We start from the raw sequence: 24,873 nt of genomic DNA, 5'->3' as shown, positions 1-24,873 counted from the left end.
TCAGAGCGGGGTGTAGCGCGCCACGGCGTGGCTGAGGTCCCAGCCGACCGAGACCGAGAACACCAGCAGCAGGGTCGGCACCAGGCACCACCAGATGCGCCTGGGCAGGGCCGGCAGCGGCTGGCGCAACTGGCTGGCCCAGAGCGCGGCGGCGCAGACGGCGGCGGCGAGCAGGGCGCCGGCGATCACGTCGCTGGGCCAGTGCGCGCCCAGGTACAGACGCGAGCCGGCGATCCACGCGGCCGGCAGCATGGCCAGCAGCAGCCAGGTCAGGCGCACCCGCGGCGAGCCCTCGCGGCTGGCCAGCACGCCGAGCACCAGGAAGCAGGCGAAGGACGCCGAGCTATGCCCGCTGGGCATGCTGAAGGCGCTCAGCGGGTCGGCGATCACCTCGGGGCGGGCGCGGCCGAAGAAGTGCTTGAGGGTGGTGTTGAGCAGCGCCGTGGCCAGCAGGGTGCCGCCGGCGAACAGCGCGTGGCGCCACTTGCCCAGGCCCAGCAGCAGGCCGCTGACGACGATGCCGACGATCACCTGGGTGCGGAAGTCGCCCAGGCGCGTCACCGCCACCATGATCTGGTTCAGCAGCGGGCTGCGTTCCTGCTGGATCAGCGTCATCAGGCCGTGGTCGAGGGCATCCAGGTGCGGCCAGCCGATCAGGATGCCCAGCAGCAGGGCGCTGCTCAGCCCGGCGGCGATCAGCGCGGTGCCGTGGCGCCGCTTCAGGCAGGCATGGATCAAGGCGCCGCCGAGCACGGCCAGGCCGCCGGCGACCACCGCCATTTCCGGCCAGAAGCCTTCCGGCAGTGGCAGGCGCAGGGCCGCGCCGGTGGTCCAGCCGGGCAGCAGGTAGGCCACCGACCAGCCGGCGGCGGCCAGGATGGAGACCGCCAGGAAGCGCCCGAAGGGCATGTCGAGCATGCCCGCCACCAGCGGCAGGAACGGCCGCAGGGCGCCGATGAAGCGGCCCACCAGCAGGCTGGTGACGCCGTAGCGGGCGACGAAGCCTTCGGCGCCGGCCAGCCATTCCGGATGGTGGCGCAGCAGCGGCAGGCGGCGGATGTCCTGGTGGAAGCGGCGGCCGAGGAAGTACGAGCAGAGGTCGCCCAGCAGGCCGCCGGCGAAGGCCAGCAGCAGCGTCTGCCCCAGGCCCAGGGCGCCGCCGCCGGCCAGCACGGCCACGGCGAAGAGCATCACCACGCCGGGCAGCACCAGGCCGACCACCGCCGCGCATTCGAGGAAGGCGATGAGAAAGACCACCAGCCCCAGCCACTGCGGGTGGCCGGCGATCCATTGGTTGAACAGGTCCAGGCTCATGTGCGGTGCGCTTCCGAGCTATCCAGCAGGTAATAGTCGTGTCCTTCGACCTGGCCGCGGCGCAGCGGGTTTCGCGTGCAGAAGGGCGCGAAGGCGGCGTCGACGAAGCGGTACATCAGGTGCTCGTCGCGGCCGTGGGGGATGCCCAGACGGGTGGTCTGGATGACCTGGGCCGGGGTGTCGCCGATGTCGTCGACGAACAGCCGCTGCACGTCGAACTGCCTGGCGTCCCAGTCCGGCACCTTGAGGCCCATGGCCTTGCACAGCAGGGTCTGGCCGGCGCAGAGCTTGCCCAGCGGGCGCTCGCTGCCATCGGCGGCGGGGTTGAGCTGGCGCATGCGGGCCAGGGCCTCGTCGCCGCTGACGCGGTCCATCCACGGGTGGCCGGACTTGATCAGCACGGCATTGCCGGCGCCGCCGGCGCTGAAGTTCAGCGAGTCGCCGCCGCGCGCGTAGTACATGTAGATGTGCCCGCCGTCGAGGAACAGCGCCTTGCGCTTCTCGGTGTAGCCGAGCGAGGCGTGGCTGCCTTTCTCGGCCAGGTAATAGGCTTCGGTCTCGATGATCCGCGTGGACAGCCAGAGCTCGCCGACGCGGTGACGGATCACCTTGCCCAGCAGCTGGCGCGCCACCAGCAGGGCGTCGCGGTCGAAGAAGGAATGGGGCAGTGGCCGCGCTTCGGGCCAGGGCAAACCAAGGATGGGATCGGCAGGCATGGGATTGTCGTGGGCACCAGGGCGCTCTTAGGCTGGCGGATGATAACAACAAGAGACTGAATCATGGCTGAACGCATCCGCGCCGACAGCGCGCACATCACCCCCAGTGCGCACTACACCGGCTATGTCTGGTTCCGCCACAAGCTCGCCGAGCCGGCCTTCGCCACCGCCTTCGGGCGCTGGGTGCACGGCTGCGTGGCGCCGATCGCCTGGGGCGCGCGCCTGGGCTTCGGGCTGAACATCGAGGACTTCCTGCTGCAGCGCCACCTGCTGATAGACGCGCGCCTGCGCCAGGCCATCGAGCAGCGCGGCGTCACCCAGGTGGTGGAGATCGCCTGCGGCCTGTCGCCGCGCGGCAGGCGCTTCCGTCAGCGTTACCCACAACTGGACTACCTGGAGGCGGACCTGCCGCCCATGGCCGCGCGCAAGTCGGCCCTGCTGCAAGGGCAGGGCTGGCTGGACGAAAGGCACCGGGTGCACCCCGTGGACATTCTCGCCGAGACCGGCCCGCACACCCTGGCCGCGCTCTTCGCCCAGCTCGATCGCCAGCGCCCCGTGGTGGTGATCACCGAGGGCCTGGTGAACTACTTCCAGCGCCCGCTGATCGAGGGCTTCTGGACGCGCCTGGCGGCGGTCCTGGCCGACTTCCCGGCCGCCACCTACCTTACCGAACTCTACCCCGACCTGCGCGAACACCCGCGCTACCGGCAGATCCGCTGGGGCGTCGGCCTGATCGGCCGGCTCACCCGCGGCGGCTACCCGCTGCACTACCGCAGCGAGGCGGAAATAGCCGCGGCCTTCCGCGGCTGCGGCTTCGCCGGCGTGGAAGTGCTCGATCCACAGGTGCACGGCGCCGAACTGTGCCTGCCGCGCGGGCGGATGCCGAGCCTGGTGCGCGTCATCGAAGCCCGCACCTGACCGGCTCTTCGTAGGATGGGTTGAGTTTACGAAACCCATGCGGTCACGGTGATGGGTATCGCTTCGCTCCACCCATCCTACGGGGCGTTATGCGCCCTACGGGAGTTTGGGCGTAGGGCGTATAACCGTTCGCGGTTATACGCCGTTCCGTTGCCTCAGGCCGCGCAGGCCCCTTGCTGCAACGGCACCACCAGCTCCGCCAGGCTGGCGCTGGCGCGGGGATCGCCGTGGGGGAAGATGAAGGCGACGCCGTCCGTGGTGCGGCGCAGCGGGAGGATGTCCAGTTCTTCCACGCCGGGGATGGCCAGGCGCCAGCCGCGTTGCGGCAGTTCCGGTGGCAGGTCGGCGTGGGCCAGGCCGCCGAAGTAGCCGATCTCCATCAGTTCGGCGCGCCATTGCCCGCCGTCGGCGTGGCGCAGCAGGACGCGGGGTTGCGGTGGTGCCAGGCGCGGTTCGAAGCGGCGTTCCAGGTGCGGCAGTTGCTGGCGCTGGAAGCGCGTGCTGCCGGCGGCGTTGCGCGGTAGCGGCTGGCCGTCGAGGAAGGGCGTGTACAGCCGGGCGCAGGCGCCGCGGCGTTCGAACTGGGCCAGGTGGTCGGCGTCGTGGATCAGGGCGAACTGGGCGTCGGCGCAGGCGAGGGCGAATTCGGCGTGTTCCCAGGGTTGGGTGAAGTGGTCGTATTCGCCGGCCAGCACCAGGGTCGGGCATTGCGGGTGGCGCTCGAAGCCGCCGAAGGCCAGCAGGCGCCGGCTGTTCTGCCGGTAGCGTTCGACTTCCGCCGGCATCAGGCGCTGCAACTGGCGCAGCAGGGCCTTGCGGAACACCGGGGAGACGCCGGTATCGGCCAGGCGCAGCGGGTTGACCAGGCCGGTCAGCACGCCGTTGGCGAAGGCTTCGTGCTGGCCCAGGTCCAGGCGCGCCAGGGCTTCTTCCAGCAGGGCGCGGGCGCCGGGGCGGCCGAAGGCGGTGATGCCGGCCAGCAGCAGGCGCGCGCAGCGTCCGGGGTGGCGGGCGGCGAAGAGGGCGGCCAGGGCCGAGCCGTAGGACAGGCCGATGGGCATCAGCGGTGGCAGGCGCAGCGCCTCGGCGAAGGCGGCGATCAGGTCGGCCAGGTCCTCCAGGCTCAGCTGCGGCGCCAGTTGCAGGTTGCCGCCCTGGCTGGGCAGGTCGAGGAGGATCACCGGGTGCTCGGCGAGCAGCTCGCTGACTTCGCCGGCGAAGGAGCGGAAGCTCTGGAAGGCGCCGCCGAGCAGCAGCACCGGCGGGCGCGGGTCGTCCGCGCGGTGGGCGAAGGCCTGGTAGTGGAGTTGCCAGCCGTCCAGTTCGAGCACCGCCGGGGCGGCGGTGAGGGCCTGGGCGCTGTAATCGGTGCGGTAGCGCATGGCGAATCTCCGGCGGTGTTCCGCCTCTTGTTGTTCTTCCCTGGCGTGCCGGATGGCGAACGGCTGGCAGTGCGCGGCGGGGTGGCTCCAAGGTAGACAGAGGCCGGCCTTTTGTTTACCCAACCTTCGGGCGGGGGAAATCGCAACGCGCTGTTGCGGGTGTCACCGTTCCGCGGCCGGGGCGCGGCCCGCGGCGCCCCGGCGGCGTTACCGGCGCGCCGGTGGGACGCCCTGTCTACCGGCTGGCTGCTGTGGCTGGGCGGGCGCAGGCGGGGTCGCTATAATCGCGCATTTCCCTCACGCAGACGCGTACGAACCATGACCGAGTCCGTCCTCGACTATATGAGCCGCCTGGGCCGCGCCGCCCGTGAAGCCTCGCGCGTGCTCGCGCGGGCCTCCACCGCGCAGAAGAACGCCGCCCTGCTGGCCGCCGCCGATGCCCTGGACGCTGCCCGCGAGCAGCTCGCCCAAGCCAACGAGCAGGACCTGGCCGCCGGCCGGGCCAATGGCCTGGAGCCAGCCATGCTTGACCGCCTGGCGCTGACCCCGGCGCGCATCGACGACATGATCGAGGGCCTGCGCCAGGTGGCCAAGCTGCCGGACCCCATCGGCGAGATCCGCGACATGCGCTTCGTGCCCTCGGGCATCCAGATCGGCAAGATGCGCGTGCCCCTGGGCGTGGTCGGGATCATCTACGAGTCGCGGCCGAACGTGACCATCGACGCCGCCAGCCTGTGCCTGAAGTCGGGCAACGCCACCATCCTGCGCGGCGGCTCCGAGGCCATCCATTCCAACCAGGCCATCGCCCGCTGCATCCAGGCAGGCCTGGCCGCGGCCGGCCTGCCGGCGAGCGCCGTGCAGGTGGTCGAGACCACCGACCGCGCCGCCGTGGGCGCGCTGATCAGCATGCCCGAGTACGTCGACGTGATAGTCCCGCGCGGCGGCAAGGGCCTGATCGAGCGTATCAGCCGCGAGGCCAAGGTGCCGGTGATCAAGCACCTGGACGGCATCTGCCACGTGTTCATCGACGAGTCGGCCGACCTCGACAAGGCCATCCGCATCGCCGACAACGCCAAGACCCAGCGCTACGCGCCGTGCAACACCATGGAAACCCTGCTGGTGCACAAGGCCATTGCCGCGCGCGTGCTGCCGCCGCTGGCCGCCATCTACCGCGACAAGGGCGTGGAGCTGCGCGGCGACGCCGCCACCCGCGCGCTGCTGGGCAGCGAGGTGCTGGAGGCGACCGAGGAAGACTGGCGCACCGAGTACAACGCGCCGATCCTGTCGATCCGCATCGTCGACGACCTGGACAGCGCCATCGAGCACATCAACACCTACGGTTCGCAGCACACCGACGCCATCGTCAGCGAGAACTTCAGCAACGCCCGGCGCTTCCTCGCCGAGGTGGACTCGGCTTCGGTCATGGTCAACGCCTCGACGCGCTTCGCCGATGGCTTCGAGTACGGCCTGGGGGCGGAGATCGGCATTTCCACCGACAAGCTGCACGCCCGCGGCCCGGTCGGTCTGGAAGGCCTGACCAGCGAGAAGTACGTGGTCTTCGGCGACGGGCACGTGCGCACCTGATGAGTAAATGGCAAGCGCGGCGGATCGGCCTCTTCGGCGGCACCTTCGATCCGGTGCACATCGGGCACCTGCGCAGTGCGCTGGAAACCGCCGAGCTGCTGGGCCTGGACGAGTTGCGCCTGCTGCCGGCGGCGCGCCCGCCGCACCGCGAGACGCCGCAGGTCTCGGCGCAGCAGCGCCTGGCCATGGTCGAGCTGGCGGTGGCCGGCGTCGCGCCCCTGACGGTGGATGCCCGCGAGCTGGCCCGCGACAAGCCGTCCTACACCATCGACACCCTGGAATCGCTGCGCGCGGAGCTGGGGAGCGAGGCGCAGCTGTTCCTGATGGTCGGCTGGGATGCCTTCTGCGGCCTGCCCACCTGGCACCGCTGGGACGAACTGCTGCAGCACTGCCACATGCTGGTGCTGCAGCGCCCGGATGCCGACGTGGAAGCGCCGGAAGCCCTGCGCGATCTGCTGGCGGCGCGTAGCATGGCCGACCCCAACGCCCTCGCCGGGCCGGCCGGGCAGGTCACTTTCATCTGGCAGACGCCCCTGGCGGTGTCGGCCACCCAGATCCGCGCCCTGCTGGCGCAGGGGCGCTCGCCGCGCTTCCTGGTGCCGGACGCGGTATTGAACTACATCGAGGCGCACGGGCTGTACCGCGCGTCCCTGGCAAACTAGAGAGTCATTCAATGCAAACCGAACAACTGGTCGAGCTGGCCGTCGCCGCTCTGGAAGACATGAAAGCGCAGGACATCACCGTCCTCGACGTGCGCGACAAGACCAGCATCACCGACGTCATGGTCATCGCCTCCGGCTCCTCCAGCCGCCAGGTCAAGTCGCTGGCCGACAACGTCCTGGAGAAGGTCAAGGAACAGGGCGTCAAGCCCATCGGCAGCGAGGGCCAGGAAGGCGGCGAATGGGTGCTGATCGACCTGGGCAACGTCGTGGTCCACGTCATGCAGCCGGCCACCCGCCAGTTCTACGACCTGGAGCGCCTCTGGCTCGGCGCCGAACAGAGCCGCGCCCACCACAGCGGCGAGTAAGCGCCCTTGCGCCTGCGTCTGATCGCGGTCGGCTCGCGCATGCCGCGCTGGGTCGAAGAGGGCTGGCAGGAGTACGTCAAGCGCCTGCCCTCGGAGCTGTCCCTGGAACTGGTGGAGATCCCGCTGAACACGCGCGGCAAGAACGCCGACGTGGCCCGGCTGATCCGCCAGGAAGGCGAAGCCATGCTGGCCAAGGTGCAGCCCGGTGAACGGGTGGTGACCCTGGAAGTCGAAGGCAAGCCCTGGAGCACCCCGCAACTGGCCGCCGAGCTGGATCGCTGGCGCCTGGACGCACGCACCGTCAACCTCATGGTCGGCGGCCCGGAAGGGCTGGCGCCGGAGGTCTGCGCGCGCAGCGAACAGCGCTGGTCGCTGTCGCCGCTGACGTTGCCGCACCCGCTGGTGCGCATCCTGGTGGGCGAGCAGATCTACCGCGCCTGGACGGTGCTGTCCGGGCACCCCTACCACAAGTAGTCGTAGCCGTACCCGATGCCGCAGCCGATACAACTCAAGGACCACGAGAAGGATGCCCGCCTGGTGCGTCGCCGGGTCGTCGTCGGCGCGGTGGCGATCTTCCTCCTGGCCCTGGTGCTGGTGGCGCGCATGTACCACCTGCAGGTCACCCAGTACGAGTACCACTCGACGCTGTCGGAGAACAACCGCGTCCACGTCCAGCCGATCCCGCCGAACCGCGGCCTGATCTACGACCGCAACGGCGTGCTGATCGCCGACAACCGCCCCAGCTTCAGCCTCACGGTCACCCGCGAGCGCACCGAGAACCTGCAGCAGGAGTTGCAGGCGCTGGTGGAGATTCTCGGCCTGACCGAGGAGGACAAGGCGATCTTCGAGAAGCGCATGAAGCAGGGCCGGCGGCCGTTCGAGCCGGTGCCGATCATGTTCGAGCTGTCCGAGGAGCAGATCGCCCGCATCGCCGTGAACCAGTACCGCCTGCCGGGCATCGACGTCACCGCGCAGTTCGTCCGCCACTACCCGCTGGGCGAGCACTTCGCCCACTCGGTGGGCTACGTCGGGCGGATCAACGAGGCAGAGCTGAAGGTGCTCGACCCGGTCAACTATTCCGGCACCCACCACATCGGCAAGACCGGCGTGGAGAAATTCTACGAGGCCGAGCTGCACGGCACGGTGGGCTACGAGGAGGTCGAGACCAACGCCCGCGGCCGCGTGCTGCGCGTGCTCAAGCGCACCGACCCGGTGCCGGGCAAGGACATCGTCCTGAGCATCGACAGCAAGCTGCAGGCCAAGGCCGAGGAGGCCCTGGGCGGGCGCCGCGGCGCCATCGTGGCGATCCAGCCGGCCACCGGCGAGGTGCTGGCGATGGTCAGCCAGCCGAGCTACGACCCCAACCTGTTCGTCACCGGCATCAGCTTCAAGGACTACTCGGCGCTGCGCGATTCCATCGACCGCCCGCTGTACAACCGCGTGCTGCGCGGCCTGTACCCGCCGGGCTCGACGGTGAAGCCGGCGGTGGCCCTGGCCGGCCTCGACGCCGGAGTGGTCACGCCCAGCTCGCGGGTCTTCGACCCCGGCTACTACCAACTGCCCAACTACGACCACAAGTACCGCAACTGGAACCGCTCCGGCGAGGGCTGGGTGAACCTGGAGACGGCGATCATGCGTTCCAACGACACCTACTTCTACGACCTCGCCCACAAGCTCGGCATCGACAGGCTGCACGACTACATGAGCCGCTTCGGCTTCGGCCAGCGCGTGTCCCTGGACATGTACGGCGAGTCGCCAGGGCTGATGCCCTCGCGCGAGTGGAAGCGCGCCACCCGCCGCCAGGTCTGGTTCCCCGGCGAGACGCTGATCCTCGGCATCGGCCAGGGCTACATGCAGTCCACGCCGCTGCAGCTGGCGCAGATGACCGCGCTGATCGCCAACCACGGCAAGTGGATCCGCCCGCACCTGGCCAGGACCGTCGACGGCCAGCCGCCGGTCGACCCCGAGCCGATGCCCGACATCGAGCTGCGCGAGCCGGGCAACTGGGAACTGATCGACTCCGACATGCAGCAAGTGGTGCACAATGCCCGCGGCACCGCGCACAAGGTCGGCGCCGCCTCGGTCTACCGCATCGCCGGCAAGTCCGGTACCGCGCAGGTGGTGGCGATCAAGCAGAACGAGCGCTACGACCGTTCCAAGCTCAACGAGCGCAACCGCGACCACGCGCTGTTCATCGGCTTCGCCCCGGCGGACAACCCGCAGATCGCGGTGTCGGTGATGGTGGAGAACGGCGAGTCCGGCTCCGGCGTCGCCGCCCCCGTGCTCAAGCAGGTGATGGACGCCTGGCTGCTGGACGAGAGCGGCAAGCTCAAGCCCGAATTCGCGCCACAGGTGGCGGAGGCGCCGAAGCCATGAGCATGAACATGAACCCCAACTTCGACCGCACGCTGTCCAACGAGGACGTGATGAAGCGGCGCGCCAGCCTGCTGCAGCGGCTGCACATCGACGGCCTGCTGCTGCTGCTGTTGCTGGTGCTGGGCGCGGCCGGCCTGTTCGTCCTCTATTCGGCCAGCGGCAAGAGCTGGGACCTGCTGCTCAAGCAGGCCTCGTCCTTCGGCCTGGGCCTGGTGATGATGTTCGTCATCGCCCAGATCGAGCCGCGCTTCCTGGCGCGCTGGGTGCCGCTGGGCTACCTGATCGGGGTGCTGCTGCTGGTGGTGGTGGACGTCATGGGCCACAACGCCATGGGCGCCACGCGCTGGATCAACATCCCCGGGGTGATCCGCTTCCAGCCCGCCGAGTTCATGAAGCTGTTCATGCCCATGACGCTGGCCTGGTACATGTCCAAGCGCAACCTGCCGCCGAACCTCAAGCACCTGGCGATCAGCCTGGCGCTGATCGGCGTGCCCTTCGTACTGATCCTCAAGCAGCCGGACCTGGGCACCGCCATGCTGGTGCTGGCCTCCGGCGCCTTCGTGCTGTTCGTCGGCGGCCTGCAGTGGCGCTGGATCCTCGGCGCGGTGACCGCGGCGGTACCGGTGGCGGTGGCCATGTGGTTCTTCGTCATGCACGATTACCAGAAGCAGCGCGTGCTGACTTTCCTCGACCCGGAAAGCGACCCGCTGGGCACCGGCTGGAACATCATCCAGTCAAAAGCGGCCATCGGTTCCGGCGGCGTGTTCGGCAAGGGCTGGCTGCTGGGCACCCAGTCGCACCTGGATTTTTTGCCGGAAAGCCATACGGACTTTATCATTGCCGTGCTCGGCGAAGAGTTCGGCCTGGTGGGGGTATGCCTGCTGCTGGCCCTGTACCTGATGGTGATCTACCGCGGGCTGGTGATCACGGCGCAGGCCCAGACGCTGTATGGCAAGCTGCTGGCCGGCAGCATCACCATGACCTTCTTCGTGTACGTGTTCGTCAACATTGGTATGGTCAGCGGGTTGCTGCCGGTCGTGGGGGTTCCGCTTCCCTTCATCAGCTACGGCGGAACTTCGCTGGTGACGCTGATGTCAGGGTTCGGGGTTTTGATGTCGATTCATACGCACCGGAAATGGATCGCCCAGGTTTGAAGAAGAAACGTTGAGACCAGAGTGAAGAAAGGAATGCAGATACTGCGCGAGTGGGCCGTCAGGGGTGTCCATTGGGTGGGGCTGGCCGGGGCCATCGGCTTCGGCGGCGCCGCCCAGGCGGGCGACTACGACGGTTCGCCCCAGGTCGCCCAGTTCGTCGGCGAGATGACCCGCGATTACGGCTTCGCCGACGAGCAGCTGCTTTCGCTGTTCCAGGACGTCGAACGCAAGCAGTCGATCCTCGACGCCATTTCCCGGCCCGCCGAGCGCGTCAAGCCGTGGAAGGACTACCGGCCGATCTTCCTCACCGACGCGCGCATCAAGCGCGGCGTGGAGTTCTGGAACCAGAACGCCGAGGCCCTGGCCCGCGCGGAGAAGGACTACGGCGTGCCGGCCCAGTACATAGTGGCGATCATCGGCGTCGAGACCTTCTTCGGCCGCAACACCGGCAATTACCGGGTGATGGACGCGCTGTCCACCCTGGCCTTCGACTACCCGCCGCGCGCCGACTTCTTCCGCAAGGAACTCAAGCAGTTCCTCCTGCTGGCCCGCGAGCAGCAGGTCGACCCGCTCGGCCTGAACGGTTCCTACGCCGGCGCCATGGGCCTGCCGCAGTTCATGCCCAGCAGCTTCCGCGCCTACGCCGTGGACTTCGACGGCGACGGCCACATCAATATCTGGACCGACCCGACCGATGCCATCGGCAGCGTCGCCAGCTACTTCAAGCAGCATGGCTGGCAGGCCGGCGAGCCGGTGGTGTCGCAGGCCGAGCTGAGCATGGACAGCGCCCAGGACGCCATCACCCAGGGCCTGGAGCCGCAGATGAGCCTCGGCCAGCTGCGCGCCGCGGGCTGGCGCACCCATGACGTGCTGCGCGACGACCTCAAGGTCACCGCCATCCGCTTCGAAGGCGCCGACGGCCCCGAATACTGGGTCGGGCTGCCCAACTTCTACGTGATCACCCGCTACAACCGCAGCGCCATGTACGCCATGGCGGTCCATCAGCTGGCCGGCGAAATCGTCCGGGCGCGAGGTGTCCAGTGAACCAGCGACTGAAGCGACCGGGCTTCTGGTCGGCGGCGGCGTGCTTCGGCCTGAGCGCCGTGCTGCTCGCCAGTTGCACCAGCTCCCGGGCTCCGCAGCCGGCGAAAAGCGGCGGCCTTTCCGGGCCGATGGACTACAACCGGCCGCACCGCGACGGCGCCCCCTGGTGGGACGTCGACGTGTCGCGCATCCCCGATGCCGTGCCGATGCCGCACAACGGCCCGTTCAAGAACAACCCCTACACCGTGCTGGGCAAGACCTACTACCCGCTCAGCGACGCGCGCGCCTACAGCGTGACCGGCACGGCGTCCTGGTACGGCACCAAGTTCCACGGCCAGGCCACCGCCAACGGCGAGATGTACGACCTCTACGGCATGACCGCGGCGCACAAGACGCTGCCGCTGCCCAGCTACGTGCGGGTGACCAACCTGGACAACGGCAAGAGCGTCATCGTCCGCGTCAACGACCGCGGCCCGTTCTATTCCGACCGCGTCATCGACCTGTCCTTCGCCGCGGCCAAGAAGCTCGGCTACGCCGAGACCGGCACCGCGCGGGTCAAGGTCGAGGGCATCGACCCGCAGCGCTGGTGGGCCGCCCAGGGGCGCCCGGTGCCGATGGTCCTGGCGCAGCCGAAGATGGCGCCGGTGCAGAGCGCCCCGGCGGCCGGCGCGCAGCCCCAGGCGGTGGCCATGGCCCAGCCGATCGAGGTCTACACCCCGCCGCCGGCGCAGCACGCCGCGCCCGTGGCGCCGGTGCAGGTCGACTCAAAAAAAAACGCTTCATTACCAGCCGCTGGCCTGTATCTCCAGGTGGGTGCCTTCGCCAACCCGGACGCTGCGGAACTGCTCAGGGACAAGATCAGCGGCATGACCTCGGCCCAGGTCTTTATCAGCTCGGTCGTGGTCAACAAGCAGACCCTGCACCGGGTACGCCTGGGGCCGATCGGAACGCAGGATGAAGCGGCGCGGATGCAGGACAGCATCCGCCTGGCCAACCTCGGCCAACCCAAGCTGGTGCGCCCGGACTGAACGCGGCGCACCGATCAAGCGGCACGCCAGAGGCCGCCCGGGAATTCCCCCAAGGGATTGTTTGACCATTAGTGAACCCAGAGAGACGGATGAATATCATCACCATCGCCAAACGCCTGTCCATGCTCGTGTTGCTCAGCGCCCCCGTGGCCGGCTGGGCGGCTGAATCCGTTGTCCCCGCCGCGCCGCAACTGGCGGCCAAGGCCTGGGTGCTGATGGACGGCGCCAGCGGCCAGGTCCTGGTGGAGAACAACGCCGACGAGCGCCTGCCCCCGGCCAGCCTGACCAAGCTGATGACCGCCTACATCGCCACCAAGGAAATCGAGGGCGGGCGCATCGCCGAGAGCGACATGGTGACCGTCAGCGAGCACGCCTGGCGCACCGGCGGCTCGCGCATGTTCATCAAGCTGGGCTCGCAGGTGTCGGTCAGCGACCTGCTGCACGGCATCATCATCCAGTCGGGCAACGACGCCTCCGTCGCCCTCGCCGAGCACATCGCCGGCAGCGAGGACGCCTTCGCCGACATGATGAACAACACCGCGCAGAAGCTGGGCATGACCAATTCCCACTTCATGGACGCCACCGGCCTGCCGAACCCGGAGCACTACTCCTCGGCCCGCGACATGGCGACCCTGGCCCGCGCCATCATCTACGGCGAGCCGACCCACTACGCCATCTACGCGCAGAAGGAATTCCTCTGGAACAACATCAAGCAGCCCAACCGCAACCTGCTGCTGTGGCGCGACAAGACCGTCGACGGCCTGAAGACCGGCCACACCGAGGAAGCCGGCTACTGCCTCGTGGCCTCCGCCGTGCGTGACGGCCAGCGCATGATCGCCGTGGTGTTCGGCACCAACAGCGAGCAGGCCCGCGCCGCCGAGACGCAGAAGCTGCTGACCTACGGCTTCCGCTTCTTCGAATCGCAGACCTTCTACAAGAAGGGCGCCGAGCTGACCAAGGCCATGGTCTGGAAGGGCTCCGAGCATGAAGTGAAGGCCGGCCTGTCCGAAGACCTGACCATGACCGTGCCGCGTGGCCAGCTCAAGCAGCTGCAGGCCAACATGGTGCTGCAGCCGCAGCTGATGGCCCCGATCCAGCAGGGCCAGGTGATCGGCAAGGTGGAAGTGAAGCTGGGCGACAAGGTCGTGCGCACCTCCGACCTGGTGGCCCTGAACGCCGTGGAGGAGGGTGGTATCTTCCGCCGCCTGTGGGATAGCATCCGCCTGTTCTTCTACGGCCTGTTCAACTGACCGACGGTCCCCCGGGCTCGTACTTTTGTATACAAGCCCGGGAATTTCTACGCATGCGCGCGCTCGACTCAGGTAAAATGCGCGCCTGCGCCTGATCGACCTCCCCCGTGGCGTCGGCAGCCGTCAGGTCCGATCCATCCGGAACCTCCCGACCCGGGAGCTTCGTGCGGAGGCGGGCTACCCGCCCGCGACAGCCATGACTGAAACCACTGATACCAGCACTCCTCCCGCGCCCAAGATCGAGTTCCCCTGCGAACGCTACCCGATCAAGGTGATCGGTGACGCCGGCGACGGCTTCGCCGACCTGGTCGTGGAGATCATCCAGCGCCACGCGCCGGACCTGGACGTCACCACCCTGGTGAGCCGCGACAGCCGCAACGGTCGCTTCCTCTCGGTGCAGGTGCTGATCACCGCCACCGGCGTCGACCAGTTGCAGAACATCCACAGCGACCTGCGCGCCAGCGGCCGCGTGCACATGGTGCTGTGATGCCCGAGGCCGGTTCTTCCCTGGGCTTCCGCGAACTCGGCGTGCTGCCCTACGAGCCGACCTGGCACGCCATGCAGCGCTTCACCGCCGAGCGCGACGAGGGCACGCCCGACGAAGTCTGGCTGCTGGAGCACGAGCGGGTGTTCACCCAGGGCCAGGCCGGCAAGGCCGAACACGTGCTGATGCCCGGCGACATCCCGGTGGTCAAGGTGGACCGCGGCGGCCAGGTGACCTACCACGGCCCCGGCCAACTGGTGGCCTACCTGCTGCTCGACGTGCGCCGCTCGCACCTGGGCGTGCGCGAGCTGGTCACGCGCATCGAACAGAGCCTGATCGGCCTGCTCGAGGGCTTCGGCGTCAGCGCCGTGTCCAAACCCGACGCCCCGGGCGTCTACGTGGACGGCGCGAAGATCGCCTCCCTCGGCCTGCGCATCCGCAACGGCCGGTCCTTCCATGGCCTGGCGCTGAACGTCGACATGGACCTGGAGCCTTTCCGTCGTATCAATCCCTGCGGCTACGCAGGCATGGCCATGACCCAGCTGCGCGAGCTGGCCGGCCCCATCACCCTGGCCGAGGTGCGCGAACGCCTGCGCGGCGAACTCACCGAGCGTCTTGGCTACGCTGAACAGAAGACCCTAACGGGCGGGATCGAACTGAGATGAGCACTGTTGTGGAGACCCCGGGCCAAGGCAAGCCGGGCAAGGTGGAAGTCGGCGTGAAACTGCGCGGCGCCGAGAAGGTGGCGCGCATTCCGGTGAAGATCATCCCCACCGAGGAACTGCCGAAGAAACCCGACTGGATCCGCGTGCGCATCCCGGTCTCGCCCGAGGTGGACCGCATCAAGCAACTGCTGCGCAAGCACAAGCTGCACAGCGTGTGCGAAGAGGCCTCCTGCCCGAACCTGGGCGAGTGCTTCTCCGGCGGCACCGCGACCTTCATGATCATGGGCGACATCTGCACCCGCCGCTGCCCGTTCTGCGACGTCGGCCACGGCCGGCCGAAGCCGCTGGACGTGGACGAGCCGACCAACCTGGCCATCGCCATCGCCGACCTGCGCCTGAAGTACGTGGTGATCACCTCGGTGGACCGCGACGACCTGCGCGACGGCGGCGCCCAGCACTTCGCCGACTGCCTGCGCGAAATCCGCAAGCTGTCCCCCGGCATCCAGCTGGAAACCCTGGTCCCGGACTACCGCGGACGCATGGACATCGCCCTGGAAATCACCGCCGCCGAGCCGCCGGACGTGTTCAACCACAACCTGGAAACCGTGCCGCGGCTGTACAAGTCCTCGCGCCCGGGTTCGGACTTCGAGTGGTCGCTGGACCTGCTGCAGAAGTTCAAGCAACTGGTGCCCCACGTGCCGACCAAGTCCGGCCTGATGCTCGGCCTGGGCGAGACCGACGACGAGGTCATCGAGGTCATGCAGCGCATGCGCGAGCACGACATCGACATGCTGACCCTCGGCCAGTACCTGCAGCCCTCGCGCAACCACCTGCCGGTGCAGCGCTTCGTCCACCCGGACACCTTCGCCTGGTTCGCCGAGGAAGGCGCGAAGATGGGCTTCAAGAACGTCGCTTCCGGCCCGCTGGTGCGCTCCTCGTACCACGCCGACCAGCAGGCCCACGGCGGCAAGATCGGCTGACCGGCGCCCGATACCCCGGCCGGCCCGCAAGGGGCCGGCCGTTCATCCTGCGAATTTTCCCCTCCCTGCGACACCTCTCTTTCCCCTCCGCGCCATACCCACGAACCGCGCTTGCCCCGGGCCTCTGTGCGGCCGGTCACAGATATGGCTTACGGGAATAGTGGCACATTGCCAGGAAATAAGTGGGGCTGAAGGCGCCTTTCCCTGACTGTATAGGGGAAAAGTTCGATTGGGCGTATAGGGCGTTTCCTACGTTTTTTGGGGGTTCCCTTACCTTAATTCATTTCCGAGTTTGTTCGACCATTTGTCCGGGCCTTTGAAGACGCCCTGACAACCAACGAGTCAGTGCCAGCCAAGCGCTGCCTGACGCCGTATCGACCTGGAGTTCGAACAAATGAGCAAGAAGCTAATCGCCGCCCTGGCGTGTCTTTCCGTGGCCGGCTTGTCCGGTGCGGCAACGGCTGCCGACGGTACCCTGACCTTCGAGGGCCTGGTCAACGCCAAGACCTGCACCCTCGAGCCTTCCAGCGCCAGCCAGCTCGTCACCCTGCAGCCGGTGAACGCCGACCTCCTGCAGGGCGCAGGGACGGTTGCCGGCTCGCAGACCTTCACCCTCAACACCACCGGCTGCGACGCCAATGCCATGGTCGCCGCGGTGTTCGCCACCGGCGGCAACGTCGACCCCGCCACCGGCAACCTGAACAACACCATCCCTCCCGCGAACGGCGGCACCAATGCGCAAGTCGCCCTGTTCCGCGCCGACGGCACCACCAAGATCGACCTGAGCGACATCTCCAGCTCCGGCGGCTACCAGGTGGAGTCCGGTGCCGACGGCAAGGCCTCCCTGGGGTTCGTCGCCAAGTATGCCGCGAGCAGTGCCACCACCACCCCTGGCGTACTGAAGACCAACCTGCAGTACACCATGAGCTACCAGTAAGTCCCGCTTCCCCCGGGAGGCGACTCCCGGGGCATCCACCGAGGTTTCCATGAGCATGCTGATTCGTGCTGTCGCAATGACGGCAGGGCTCGCCTTTGCCGCGTGCCTGAGCACTTCCGCCTGGGCCGCCGTCACCGTCCAGGGCACCCGCCTGGTCTACCCCGCCGGCGAGCGGGAAATCACCGTCCGCCTGAGCAACGACGGCAAGGTCCCGGCGCTGATGCAGATCTGGGTCGACGAAGGCGACATCCAGACGCAACCCCAGGATGCCGACGCGCCCTTCGTCATCACCCCGCCGATCTTCCGCCTCGACCCCGCCAAGGGCCAGTCGGTGCGCGTGGCCTTCAGCGGCGAGACGCTGCCGGACGACCGCGAGTCGCTGTTCTGGTTCAACGCCCTGGAGATCCCGCCGCTGCCGGACGCCAGCGAGCGCAGCTACATGCAGATTGCCGTGCGTTCGCGGCTGAAGCTGTTCTACCGCCCCTCGGGCCTGCCCGGCAGCGCCGCGGAGGCGGTGCGCAAGGTGCGCTGGCAGGTGCTGGAGCAGGCGGGCAAGCGCGTACTGCGCGGGGAAAATCCCACGCCTTACCACGTCTCCTACGCCAGCCTGGGGCTGAAGCAGGGCGGGCGCGGCCACGATCTCGGCCCGGGCATGCTCAAGCCATTCTCCCACGAGGACTTCGCCCTGCCCGCCACCCTGCAGGCCGCCGGCGGCACCCTGGAGTACAGCTGGATGAGCGACTACGGCGTCGCCACCGACGACAAGGTCAAGCTGCCGTGACCGGCATGGGCTCCTGCACAGGCTTCATCCGGCGCTGGAGCGGGCGGCGCGGGACCACCGTCGCCCTGGGCTCGCTCGCCGCCGCCCTGGCCGGCCTGCCGAGCCTCGTCGGCTGGGCGGACGACCAGCCGGTGCGCTTCGACACCGACTTCCTGCGCAACGCGCCGGGCCAGACGGTCGACCTGACGCGCTTCGAGCAGGGCAGCCCGGTGCAGCCCGGCAGCTACACGCTGGACCTGTACCTCAACGACAACTGGCAGGGGCGGCAGCGCGTCGAGGTGCGCGAGGACGCCAGCGTGTGCTGGGCGCGCGAGCAACTGCCGCTGCTGGGGCTGGCCATCGACCGCCTGCCAGCCGAGGCCCGCGAGGCGCTGCAGGCCGCCGACCCGGCGTGCATCGACCTCCAGCGCCTGATCCCGGACAGCCGGGTTGCGCCCGACCTGGCCGACATGCGCCTGGAACTGAGCATTCCCCAGGCCTACCTGCGCCGCACCCGCGCCGACCACGTCGACCCGCGCGACTGGGACCGCGGCATCACCGCGGCCTTCGTCGACTACAACGCCAACGCCTACCGCAGCGACGTCGGCGGCAGCAGCTCCAGCCAGTACTACGCCGGGCTCAACAGCGGGGTGAACCTCGGCGACTGGCGCCTGCGCCACAACGGCAGCTACAGCCGCTCCGACGGCGTTTCCGAGTACGACGCCATCAGCAGCTACGCCCAGCGCGACATCACCGCGCTGAAGTCGCAGCTGACCCTGGGCGAGTACTACACCCCCGCCGACCTGTTCGACAGCGTGCCCTTCACCGGCGTCCAGCTGGCCTCGGACGAGCGCATGCTGCCCGACTCGCAGCGCGGCTTCGCCCCGGCCATCCGCGGCACCGCCGAGACCAACGCCAAGGTCACGGTGCGCCAGGGCGGCAACATCCTCTACGAAACCACGGTGGCGCCCGGCCCCTTCATCATCGACGAGCTCTACGGCACCGGCTATGCCGGCGACCTGGAAGTCACCGTGACCGAGGCCGACGGCCGCGAACGGCGCTTCACCGTGCCCTTCGCCAGCGTGGCGCAGCTGCTGCGTCCGGGCGTGTCGCGCTACAGCCTCAGCGCCGGCGAGTACCGCGACGAGCGCCTGGACGACGCGCCTAAGTTCCTCCAGGGCACCTACCAGCGCGGCCTGTCCAACCTGTGGACCGGCTATACCGGCGGCATAGTCGCGCAGAACTACCTGGCGCTGCAGGGCGGGGTGGCGCTGAGCACGCCGGTGGGCGCCTTCGCCTTCGACGTCACCCGCTCCAGCGCCTCCGGCCTGGACCCGGTCCACGGCCTGGGCGGCGAGGCCAGCGGGGAGAGCTACCGGCTGAGCTACAGCAAGCTGGTGGAGTCGACGCGCACCAACTTCGCGGTCGCCGCCTACCGCTTTTCCAGCGAAGGCTACCTGGGGCTGGGCGAGTTCGCCGAACTGAGCGACGGCTCCGGCGGCACCGGGCGCTTCCGCCAGCGCAACCGCCTGCAGGCCAACATCAGCCAGCCCCTGGCGGACGGCTGGGGCAGCTTCTACCTCAGCGGCTCGGCGCAGAACTACTGGAACGTCGACGCCGGCAGCGACCTCAGCTACCAGGCCGGCTACAGCAACGGCTGGCGCTGGGGCAGCCTGAACCTGTCGGCCAGCCGCACCCGCTCGCAGTCCGGGCAGAGCCAGAACCAGTACATGCTCAGCCTGTCGCTGCCCCTGGGCCGCGCGCCCAGCTCGCCCTACCTGAGCAGTTCCTACAGCCGCACCGACAACGGCGCCAGCGATGCCCAGCTCGGCCTGTCCGGCTCCCTCGGCGAGCGCAGCGCGTTCAGCTACGGCGTCTACGCATCGCGCAGCCGCAACGACGGCGGCAGCAGCACCAGCAGCGGCGCCAACGCCCAGTATCGCGCCTCGGCCGCCTCGCTGTCGGCCAGCGTCAGCGATGGCGACGGCTACCGGCAACTGGGCGTGGGCCTGTCCGGCAGCCTGCTGGCCCATGCCGGCGGCATCAACTTCAGCCCCGACCAGGGCGAGACCAAGGTCCTGGTCGAGGCCCGCGGCGCCAGCGGCGCCGGCCTGGTCAACAGCACCGGCGCGCAGGTCGCCGGCAACGGCTTCGCCTTCACCAGCGGCCTCACCCCCTACCGGCGCAATCGCGTGGGGCTGGACCCCAAGGGCCTGGGCGAGGACGTCGAACTGCAACTGACCGAGCAGACGGTGGCCCCGCGCTTCGGCTCGGTGGCCCTGCTCAAGTACCCGACGCGCAACGGCCAGCCGCTGCTGCTGACGCTGCGGGACGAGGACGGCGGCAAGCTGCCGGTGGGCGCCGAGGTGCTGGATGCCGAGGGTACCAGCCTGACCCTGGTGGGGCAGGGCAGCCGCGTGTTCCTGCGCGCCGAACAGGCGCAGGGCGAACTGCTGGTGCGCTGGGGAACCAGCCCCGACCGCCAGTGCGCGGCCGCCTACCAACTGCCGGAAGCGAAGGCCGAAGGCCAGCCGTTCTTCCGTCTCGAGGCGCTCTGCCGCCGATCCGCCAACTGACAGGTGGGCGCCCGGCGTCCACGGAGACTCCCCATGCTGAGAACAACCCTGTCGCTCTGCCTGCTGCTGTTCGCCGCGCCCTCGGCCTGGGCTTCCTGCGCCTTCGACGAGGGCTACATGACCTCGGCCTTCGGCGTGCACATCGATAACGTCCTGGCCGTTCCGCGGGACGTGCCGGTCGGCACCGCGCTGTTCGACAGCGGCTGGCGGCGCGCGACCGGCGTGACCATCCGCTGCGACAGCAGCGGCCAAGCCCAGGGCCAACTGGGCGGCGGCTTCGGTGCGCCACTGTCGGGCATTCCCGGGTTCGGCAATGGCGAGGTGCTGGATACCGACATTCCGGGTGTGGGCATCCAGGTGTTCTGGTGCAACTACGACTCCAAGTGCGGAAGCCCTCCCGTGCCGAACGAGAGCGTGTCGCTGGTACAGAAGCTGGACTGGCGGGTGTTTGCCGAGACCTATTCGCCCAGGAACAACTGGTGGGTGCGGCTGGTGAAGACCGGGCCGCTCCAGGCTGGCCTCCACAGCTTCGCTGGCACGGCGACGGTACGCTACATCGACCTGGACATCGGTACGCTCAGCGTCCAGGGCTCGTTGACCACCAGCGCACCGACCTGTCGGCTGGACACGCCCAACCTGGTGGTGCAGATGCCCACCGCGCCCCTGGATGCCTTCCAGGGCCCGGGGGTATTGCCGGAGCCCTGGCAGAAGCGCTTCGACATCAACCTGCAGTGCGACGCCGGCATCCGCCTCAGCTACCGGGTCGACCCGCTGTCGCTGTCGGCCGCGGCGGTGGGCGTCATGGCCAACCGCGAGGGGCCGCACATGGCCAGGAACGTCGGCATCCAGCTGTTCCACGGCGATGGCGAGGACGCGCAGCCGCTGCCCATCATGACCAAGCTGCTGCACACCCCCTCGACCGCGGCCGGCCTGGTGCGCATCCCGCTGCTGGCCAGGTACTACCAGATTTCCCCGAAGGTCACCTCGGGGCTGGTGACCACCTCGGCCACGCTGACCCTGACCTACGAGTGAGGCCTCCCATGCTCAACAGAACCCTGGGTTGTGCCCTGTGCCTGCTGCTGTGCCTCGCCGCACCGGCGGCCTGGGCGAAATGCAGTTTCAAGCAGGGCTACAGGAAGTCCGTCTACAACGTCGAGCTGCCGGCGGACCTGGACTTCCCCCAGGACCTGGCGCCAGGCCGGATGCTGTATTCCAGCGCCTGGCAAAACGCCACCGGCGTGCGCATCGCCTGCAACGCCTCGGGCAGGGTGTCCGGGCGGGTGGCGGGGCACATCGGCCCGCTGCTCGAGGTGCCGGGCTGGTACAACGGCGGCGTGCATTCCACCAACGTGCCGGGCGTGGGCGTCGCCGTGTACTGGTGCAACCGGGGCAACAGCTGCGAGCCCTCGCTGCCGGTCACCAGCCTGGACTGGGAGGTCGGGCCCTGGGACTACGATCCGGAGAACAACTGGCTGGTGCTGCTGGTCAAGACCGGGCCGATCGCCTCGGGCGTGCACGACTTCCTCGGCACCGCGACGGTGCGCTACGACAACCTGGACGTCGGCGAGCTGAGCATCCACGGGCGCTTGAAGGTGACCGCCCGGGGCTGCCGGCTCGACCCCGCCAGCAGCACCCAGACCATACGCCTGCCGACGGTCCCGGTGGATGCCTTCCAGGAGGGCGGCGTGTTGCCCGACCCCTGGCTGGGGCGGCCGTTCGACCTGCGCATGGAGTGCGATCCGGACATCCGCCTGAGCTACCGCATCGATCCGCTGTACCCCAGCAACTTCCCCGACGTCCTGGCCAACCGGCAGGGCGACGGCCTGGCGCGCAACGTCGGCATCCAGCTGTTCCGCGAGCTCGGCGGCAAGAGCGTGGTGCTGCCGCTGCGGATGACGGTGTTCGAGGGCTGGACCCAGGGCGGCGCGCAGCGTATCTCGCTGTTCGCCCGCTACTACCAGACCGGCGCGCGGGTCACGCCCGGCGCCCTCAACACTGCTGCGACCTTCAGCATGATCTACGAGTGACGCATTCGACATCCTGAGCCCTGGCGGCGGAACCCGTTTGCATTTGCGCGGACGGGCCGTTGAGCCAGGGCGGCGACACCCCGATCATGGTCCGACCCGGCAGGCGCCTGCCGCCGAGCCGGGGCACATTGCCACGGAGCGGGGGAGTCGTGTGCGGAGGTTCCGGGCACCGTTCGTCTGCCACTGGATGGAGAACGAGAAGTGTCACGGAAATGCTTGCGTGTCGGATCCTTGTCATTGCCCATGAAATCCCTGGGGTTGTCGATCGCCTCGGGCCTGGCGCTACTGTCGCCGGTGCTGGCCCAGGCCGACTGCTCCTGGAGCAACGGCGGCTCGGGGTATGCTGGCCCCGGCAAAGTCGATTGGCCTCTACCTGCCACGCTGTCGGTCCCGCGGGATAAACCGGTAGGCGCGGTGCTCTGGCGTTCGGGTTGGAAATGGGGGGCCACCGGCATGCTCAACCGCTGTTCGGCGGGGCGTATCAGCGGCCGCCTGAGCAGCGACATCGGCCAGCCCACCGGCAATCCTGCGGTCCATGCCACGAACGTTCCCGGTATCGGCATCGCGGTGTTCTGGTGCAACGTGGGCCAGTCTTCCTGTGTGCCCGATCCGTTTCCGCTCGGGCTGACCGACAACCGCACCTGGTCGGAAGTCTCGGCGCTGAACTGGAGCTACCGGGCCGGCACCTACGATCCTTTCACGCACTTCATCGTGTATCTGGTGAAGACCGGCGACGTCAGCCCCGGCGTGATACGGATCGGTGGCCTGTCACAAGTGTTCTACAACACCATCGAGGTCTCCCAGCTGACCCTGTCGGGGCAGACCATCGTCAGCGCGCCCGCCTGCCAGATCACCTCGGGCACCGACGTGCGCGTGCGGATGCCCCAGGTGACGGTCACCGACTTCCCGCCGGGCATCGGGGTGATGACCGACGACAGCAAGGCCGCCCCGTTCAATATCGGCCTGCTGTGCAGCGGCAGCATGAAGGTCAGCTACAGGATCGATCCGCTGAACGCCGCGACCGTCGCCAACGTCATCGACAATGCGAAGGGCGCGGACTACGCGGCGGGCGTCGGCATCCAGCTGTTCCAGGGCGACGCGTCCAGTTCCACGGTGCTGCCGCTGTCCACCCGCCTGACCCAGGCGAACGTCTCGGGCTCCAACCTGCCGCTGTCGATCCCGCTGGTGGCCAGGTACTACAAGACTTCCAACCGCATCAGCGGCGGCGCGGTGCGGGCTTCGGCGATGTTCACGCTGTTCTACGAATGAGGCGGTCGGTGCGGGCCGGCGTTGCCGGCCCGCACTGGACCTTTCAGTCGCCTTGCTGCAGGCGCGCCAGCAGCGCCGGAGTGGGGTAGCCGTCGGCCGGCAGGCCCTGGCTCTGCTGGTAGGCGCGGATGGCCGTGCGGGTGTTGGCGCCGATGATGCCGTCCGGGTTGCCCGGCTGGTAGCCGCGGGCGGCCAGGCCCTGCTGCAGGGCGATGCGCTCGCTGCGGCTGAGCGGGCGGTCTTCCACCGGCCAGCCGGCCTCGATGCGGCCCAGGCCCTTGAAGCTGTCCGACAGCAGCCCGACGGCCAGCGCATAGGCGGTGGAGTTGTTGTACCTGAGGATGGCGCGGAAGTTGTCCAGCACCAGGAACGCCGGGCCGCGGTAGCCGGCCGGCAGCAACAGCGAGGCCGTGGCCTGGGGGTTGCCCGGCAGGCGCCCGCCCACCGGCTGCACGCCCAGGCGCAGCCATTCGCCGATCGGCTTGCGGATGCTCATGTCGGCCTGGGCGTAGTCGAAGCCCTGGGCCAGGCGCACCTCGAAACCCCAGCTCTGGCCGGGCTTCCAGCCGGAGGCCTGGAGGTAGTTGGCGGTGGAGGCGAGGGCGTCGTCGGCCGAGCGCCAGATGTCGCGGCGGCCGTCGCCGTCGAAGTCCACCGCATACTGGTCGTAGGTGGTGGGGATGAACTGCGTCTGGCCCATGGCGCCGGCCCAGGAGCCGACCATGGCGCTGGCCGGCACGTCGCCGTGCTGGATGATCCGCAGGGCGCTCAGCAACTGGCCGTGGGCGTACTCCGGGCGGCGCCCTTCGTAGGCCAGGGTGGCCAGGGAACGGATCACGTTGCGCTCGCCCATGTTGTTGCCGAAGTTGCTTTCCATGCCCCAGATCGCCACCACGGCCTCGGCATCCACCGCGTAGCGGCTGTCGATGCGCTGCAGCACGGCGGCGTTCTGCGTCAGCTTGCCCTGGCCATTGCGGATGCGCGCCGGCGACACGGCGCCGGCCAGGTATTCCCACACCGGCCGGGTGAACTCCGGCTGGCTGCGGTCGGCGGTGACCACCGCCGGGTCGGGCTCCAGGCCGGCGAAGGCCTGGTCGAAGGTCTGCGCGCTGATGCCGGCGGCCAGGGCCTGCTGGCGGAAGCCCTCGCGCCAGGTCTCGAAGCTGATGGACGGCAGCGGCTGGCCATCGGCGTCGAGCAGCACGCTGGCCGTGGACGGCTGCGAATTCGCCGCCGGCGCGTCGGCGCAGGCGGAGAGCACGCAGGCACTGAGAAGGGTCAGGCAGAGGGGAAACAGACGGAAGGGTGAAGCGGGTGTGCGCATTGCGCTCCTCGGCGGGTTCTTCAGGCAGCGGCCACCTTAGCACGCGGACGCCGGAGCG

General features: G+C 68.9%; 23 protein-coding genes. 19 read left to right on the top strand and 4 right to left on the bottom strand.

Features of this window, described 5'->3' with window-relative positions; genetic code table 11:
- Together PM1_RS26520 and PM1_RS26515 are read right to left on the bottom strand one after the other, a co-directional pair.
- Positions 1-1,314, bottom strand: a complete 1,314-nt coding sequence (locus tag PM1_RS26520) for a bifunctional DedA family/phosphatase PAP2 family protein (RefSeq protein ID WP_009617285.1) — start codon at positions 1,312-1,314, stop codon at positions 1-3.
- Positions 1,311-2,030, bottom strand: a complete 720-nt coding sequence (locus PM1_RS26515; RefSeq protein WP_009617286.1) for a DNA-3-methyladenine glycosylase — start codon at positions 2,028-2,030, stop codon at positions 1,311-1,313. Before PM1_RS26515 ends, PM1_RS26520 begins: the two co-directional genes overlap by 4 nt.
- 63 nt (positions 2,031-2,093) lie before the next feature.
- Between PM1_RS26515 and PM1_RS26510 the strand changes: the two genes are divergently transcribed.
- The gene (locus tag PM1_RS26510) at positions 2,094-2,948 is read left to right on the top strand and encodes a class I SAM-dependent methyltransferase (protein WP_009617287.1); all 855 of its coding nucleotides are present in this window, start codon (positions 2,094-2,096) and stop codon (positions 2,946-2,948) included.
- Between the two features lie 155 nt (positions 2,949-3,103).
- On the opposite strand, the gene PM1_RS26505 is transcribed toward PM1_RS26510, so the two are convergent.
- On the bottom strand, positions 3,104-4,330 hold the full coding sequence (locus PM1_RS26505; protein WP_009617288.1) for an alpha/beta fold hydrolase: 1,227 nt from the start codon (positions 4,328-4,330) through the stop codon (positions 3,104-3,106).
- 318 nt (positions 4,331-4,648) lie between these two features.
- Here PM1_RS26505 and PM1_RS26500 point away from each other — a divergent pair, with 318 nt between their 5' ends.
- From PM1_RS26500 to PM1_RS26415, 18 genes are all read left to right on the top strand, one after another.
- Positions 4,649-5,914, top strand: coding sequence for a glutamate-5-semialdehyde dehydrogenase (locus tag PM1_RS26500; protein ID WP_009617290.1), 1,266 nt, complete (start codon positions 4,649-4,651; stop codon positions 5,912-5,914).
- Entirely contained in the window at positions 5,914-6,576 is a 663-nt protein-coding gene (nadD, locus tag PM1_RS26495; RefSeq protein WP_009617291.1) for a nicotinate-nucleotide adenylyltransferase, read from the top strand. Before PM1_RS26500 ends, nadD begins: the two co-directional genes overlap by 1 nt.
- Before the next feature lie 11 nt (positions 6,577-6,587).
- Positions 6,588-6,941, top strand: a complete 354-nt coding sequence (rsfS, locus tag PM1_RS26490) for a ribosome silencing factor (RefSeq protein WP_009617292.1) — start codon at positions 6,588-6,590, stop codon at positions 6,939-6,941.
- Positions 6,942-6,947: 6 nt separating this feature from the next.
- Positions 6,948-7,415 (top strand): 23S rRNA (pseudouridine(1915)-N(3))-methyltransferase RlmH, encoded by a 468-nt coding sequence (rlmH, locus tag PM1_RS26485; RefSeq protein WP_009617293.1) that lies wholly within the window; start codon positions 6,948-6,950, stop codon positions 7,413-7,415.
- A 15-nt stretch (positions 7,416-7,430) separates the two neighbouring features.
- Entirely contained in the window at positions 7,431-9,317 is a 1,887-nt protein-coding gene (gene mrdA / locus PM1_RS26480) for a penicillin-binding protein 2 (protein WP_009617294.1), read from the top strand.
- Between the two features lie 50 nt (positions 9,318-9,367).
- Entirely contained in the window at positions 9,368-10,471 is a 1,104-nt protein-coding gene (gene rodA, locus PM1_RS26475; RefSeq protein ID WP_099049098.1) for a rod shape-determining protein RodA, read from the top strand.
- Between the two features lie 21 nt (positions 10,472-10,492).
- Entirely contained in the window at positions 10,493-11,515 is a 1,023-nt protein-coding gene (gene mltB, locus PM1_RS26470; protein ID WP_099049029.1) for a lytic murein transglycosylase B, read from the top strand.
- The gene (locus PM1_RS26465; protein ID WP_009617297.1) at positions 11,512-12,543 is read left to right on the top strand and encodes a septal ring lytic transglycosylase RlpA family protein; all 1,032 of its coding nucleotides are present in this window, start codon (positions 11,512-11,514) and stop codon (positions 12,541-12,543) included. Before mltB ends, PM1_RS26465 begins: the two co-directional genes overlap by 4 nt.
- Positions 12,544-12,632: 89 nt before the next feature.
- Positions 12,633-13,793 carry a D-alanyl-D-alanine carboxypeptidase family protein gene (locus PM1_RS26460; protein WP_009617298.1) on the top strand — a complete coding sequence of 387 codons (1,161 nt, stop codon included), beginning with the start codon at positions 12,633-12,635 and terminating at the stop codon, positions 13,791-13,793.
- A 196-nt stretch (positions 13,794-13,989) separates the two neighbouring features.
- Positions 13,990-14,280, top strand: a complete 291-nt coding sequence (locus tag PM1_RS26455; protein ID WP_009617299.1) for a DUF493 domain-containing protein — start codon at positions 13,990-13,992, stop codon at positions 14,278-14,280.
- Entirely contained in the window at positions 14,280-14,942 is a 663-nt protein-coding gene (lipB, locus tag PM1_RS26450) for a lipoyl(octanoyl) transferase LipB (RefSeq protein WP_009617300.1), read from the top strand. The genes PM1_RS26455 and lipB overlap by 1 nt, the downstream gene beginning before the upstream one ends.
- Entirely contained in the window at positions 14,939-15,922 is a 984-nt protein-coding gene (gene lipA, locus PM1_RS26445) for a lipoyl synthase (protein ID WP_009617302.1), read from the top strand. The genes lipB and lipA overlap by 4 nt, the downstream gene beginning before the upstream one ends.
- Before the next feature lie 394 nt (positions 15,923-16,316).
- Entirely contained in the window at positions 16,317-16,859 is a 543-nt protein-coding gene (locus PM1_RS26440) for a fimbrial protein (RefSeq protein WP_009617304.1), read from the top strand.
- A 49-nt stretch (positions 16,860-16,908) separates the two neighbouring features.
- Positions 16,909-17,640, top strand: a complete 732-nt coding sequence (locus tag PM1_RS26435; protein ID WP_009617306.1) for a fimbrial biogenesis chaperone — start codon at positions 16,909-16,911, stop codon at positions 17,638-17,640.
- 5 nt (positions 17,641-17,645) lie between these two features.
- Entirely contained in the window at positions 17,646-20,195 is a 2,550-nt protein-coding gene (locus tag PM1_RS26430) for a fimbria/pilus outer membrane usher protein (protein ID WP_009617308.1), read from the top strand.
- A 33-nt stretch (positions 20,196-20,228) separates the two neighbouring features.
- Complete coding sequence (locus PM1_RS26425; RefSeq protein WP_009617310.1) at positions 20,229-21,227, top strand: fimbrial protein; 999 nt, start codon at positions 20,229-20,231, stop codon at positions 21,225-21,227.
- An 8-nt stretch (positions 21,228-21,235) separates the two neighbouring features.
- Complete coding sequence (locus tag PM1_RS26420) at positions 21,236-22,222, top strand: fimbrial protein (protein WP_009617314.1); 987 nt, start codon at positions 21,236-21,238, stop codon at positions 22,220-22,222.
- 243 nt (positions 22,223-22,465) lie between these two features.
- Positions 22,466-23,491 carry a fimbrial protein gene (locus PM1_RS26415; protein WP_009617316.1) on the top strand — a complete coding sequence of 342 codons (1,026 nt, stop codon included), beginning with the start codon at positions 22,466-22,468 and terminating at the stop codon, positions 23,489-23,491.
- Positions 23,492-23,534: 43 nt separating this feature from the next.
- Here the strand turns inward: PM1_RS26415 and PM1_RS26410 are convergent, their stop codons facing one another.
- Positions 23,535-24,839, bottom strand: a complete 1,305-nt coding sequence (locus tag PM1_RS26410) for a lytic murein transglycosylase (protein ID WP_371263889.1) — start codon at positions 24,837-24,839, stop codon at positions 23,535-23,537.
- Between the last annotated feature and the right edge of the window lie 34 nt (positions 24,840-24,873).

It is taken from the genome of Pseudomonas sp. M1 (assembly GCF_022760135.1).
Lineage (GTDB): Bacteria > Pseudomonadota > Gammaproteobacteria > Pseudomonadales > Pseudomonadaceae > Pseudomonas > Pseudomonas citronellolis.
Note: the sequence above shows the minus strand (reverse complement) of the source record. Positions and strands in the feature narration are given on the sequence as shown.